Source organism: uncultured Gemella sp. (genome assembly GCF_963519265.1).
GTDB lineage: Bacteria > Bacillota > Bacilli > Staphylococcales > Gemellaceae > Gemella.
In genome coordinates this window covers 1-2,970 of sequence record NZ_CAUQNQ010000138.1, presented here as the reverse complement: position 1 = coordinate 2,970, position 2,970 = coordinate 1, and the positions used below count along the sequence as shown (strand labels likewise).

The following is a 2,970-nucleotide window of genomic DNA, read 5'->3' as shown; positions in this document are numbered from 1 at the left end:
CCTACCAAATCATACGCATAATGGTTGTTCTGGATAAGGAAACTTCCCCCGCCTCTTTGTTTTTTCTTTGGGCGTGCCCCTTGCCAAGGCTGTTCCTGCTTCATCGGGTCGGGCTGTACGCTATTACTCCTCGCCGTCAGCCATGCTAAAACCCCACAACTACGGCTGTGGGGTATCCGCTGCCATCCCTCACGCAATCTCCTTTGCGTTCCTGTTTTTATGCTTTCAATGAACTTCTATTCTTCTGCTTTATTCAATCCATAAGGAGTTATGGAACATTACTCATTATCCTAAATAATATTTTATAATGTCATCTGGTGATATATCTTCTTCTTGTAAATATTTTTTACTATAAAAAGTTAATGTATTGCTATTATCTGTCTTTTTTGCTATCAGAAATCCATATTTTTTACTTTCTAATGTGCAATCATCTATTATTTTATAATCTTTATCATTTTCCTCAATAAAGCATTTTATATTTTCAAAAGACATTCTAAATAAATTTACTTCTTGAAAGAAAACATCATTTTCTACTTCAATGGTTCTAATATAATCGCCCATTTCACTAAACACAATAAAAACCCCTCTTACAGGGATATATAATGACAAATACTTTTTATCCAGCTCTTCTTTAACTCCTGTGATAAAATTTTCTTTGACTAATCTTTTGATTTCTTCTATGGTATTTTCAAATAAGAACTCTCCTACTGATATAAAAGGGATAAATTGCATAATTTTATTTATTATATTGTTTTCGTAATATAGGGATTACTTTATTTTGATAATGCTCTTTCGCTTCTTTTAGCGCATTATCATACTTATTTCCAAATTGTTTGCGTATAGCATTAGCATTTAGATCAAAAGCCTCTATAAATTTTCCAGATTTCAATAGTTGAGCTTCTGCATCTCTAAAAGCTATTGCAGCTTTAGATGAGCCTGTTGAAATAAAGTTTTTATGATCTGAAATAGTCATAATATTAGCACTCCCCATGTAATCTGAAATCTTAAATCCTGCTAATTTATATGATTTAATGATTGGTAAGTGATTTTTATTAGTTAACAGTTTACCATTACTATCATATAAATTATTGAATTTTCCATAAGCTCCTCCCTTAGATAAATTTATTCTTGTATTTTTTATTCCCCCAACACCATAACCACCCATAAATTCAGATTTTATTTCTCTTGCATTTTCTCCTGCTTGAAATGCCACCCATTCCATTGTAGAAGGATTGGTTTTTGCATATTCTATTTCTCTTAATCCTCTACTATATCCCCCATCTGTTAATGCATCCAGAACTAGGGGATTTGATACAAAATCTTTTACTCCTTGTTTAACACTTTCCCATGCCTTTTTCCATTCTACCTTGCTTCCCATTCGGATCTATATATAATATCGGATTTTGATAAGTATAAGAATATGTTGCCATATTCATTGGGTTGAATACACCACTGTTGTGTTGTCCGTCTATATAGTGTTCAGTCTCATAGGATTATAACCACTGAGTGGGTCGGTATTTAGCCACAGGGAAGTCTTCATATCGAGGTATTTCGTTCCATATATAAAATTCCTACAGTGCTTTTCCACGAATTGGAGAAAACCTCCGTATCTTTTTACAAATTCGTACGGATGATTTTTAATGAACGACTATGCTTTTTTATACCTAAAAACAATATGTTTGTATATTATCCATTTTATTTTTTTAAGTATTTTAAAATTATTACAATTATATCAATGATAATAACCATAAAATTAAAAATAACTAATATAAACCACCATAGAAAAGATGAACCATATTTACCATTAAATATCATATTATAGAATAATGCTATATTAATAATAAAAGATACTAAAAAAATAAACACTCCTATTTTAAGAGATCTTCTTAATAAAAGAATATTAAGGGATAAACATGATATACACAATAAGTATAGTATAATATTATCTTCTGACATAATTGTTAATTTGAGCCTTTAACTGTAGATTCTCTACAACCATTACATTGGTTTGTATTATCATAATGCTTATATGCATTTTTTATTCTATTAAAAATATCATTCTTTCCTTTTTTTAAAACTTCTAAAACCATATTCAGTTCTTTATTATGTGTTGCATTACCATGTTGATCTTTCATTCTACTAGGAGGTTGAGAATGTATATTTATTACATTACCTTTTGCATCATTTCCTGATAAAAGATCTCCATAATGAGAGATATTTATATTCGTAGTTCCTGACTTCTCATAAAAAAGGCTATTTGATTGGTGAGGAGCTAAATTTACAGAATATTCTATCAAATTATCTGCTCCATAAGAAAAATATAATCCATCAGCTTTAGCCAAACTAATAATTTCTTTTCTTAGCCCCTCCATATATCCCTGTCCATATGCAGATCCTCTACTATGCGTAAATACTTGTAATTGTTCTGTAATTTTTCCATCCTTAACACTTTCTTTTAAACGATTATATATTGCTAGTGCTTGAGTTTTTGCAAAATCTCTTCCCAAATTAGCGCGATAATACGCCCAGATACTTTTATCTCCATCAACATACATAAATTGATTAATATTATATCCTGTTTTATCTGAAATTGTATTTAAAATATTAGAACTCCAATATGTTAGGCTAGCCCTTTCACTATCATTACTAACTTTTCCATTTATTAAGATAGGAAATTCTCCTGTCGGGTCAATAAACCTCACAGGATTGTTATTAGCATAGGCATAAGGTTGCATCGTTTTTTCTACGAGCGGATCTACATTTAGCCACAGGGAAGTCTTCATATCGAGATATCTTGCTCCATAATAGGTGAGATTAGTATCTTGGTCTAACTCCTTCCCATTAAACAGATACGGCATAGTCTTGCTTGTGCTGTGTTCCTCAAACAACACTTCTCCAAAGGCAATATACTCCGTATGCTGGATTATTCTTCCCTCTCTATCCGTAATGTATGAAGAACTTCCCAAATGG

Annotated in this window: 3 protein-coding genes; all 3 read right to left on the bottom strand. The window is 31.3% G+C overall.

Going from position 1 to position 2,970, the window contains the following annotated elements:
* Nucleotides 1-285: 285 nt before the first annotated feature.
* Nucleotides 286-732, bottom strand: coding sequence for a hypothetical protein (locus tag RWN11_RS08060; protein WP_314161222.1), 447 nt, complete (start codon nt 730-732; stop codon nt 286-288).
* Nucleotides 733-736: 4 nt separating this feature from the next.
* Nucleotides 737-1,378 (bottom strand): hypothetical protein, encoded by a 642-nt coding sequence (locus RWN11_RS08055; protein ID WP_314161221.1) that lies wholly within the window; start codon nt 1,376-1,378, stop codon nt 737-739.
* A 583-nt stretch (nt 1,379-1,961) separates the two neighbouring features.
* A partial coding sequence (locus tag RWN11_RS08050) for an RHS repeat-associated core domain-containing protein (protein WP_314161220.1) occupies nt 1,962-2,970 on the bottom strand: 1,009 nt, incomplete at its 5' end.

Bases quoted from the DNA above. Each gene is read 5' to 3' on its own strand.
- RWN11_RS08060 (WP_314161222.1), bottom strand. From the start codon at position 732: ATGCAATTTATCCCTTTTATATCAGTAGGAGAGTTCTTATTTGAAAAT.
- RWN11_RS08055 (WP_314161221.1), bottom strand. From the start codon at position 1,378: ATGGGAAGCAAGGTAGAATGGAAAAAGGCATGGGAAAGTGTTAAACAA.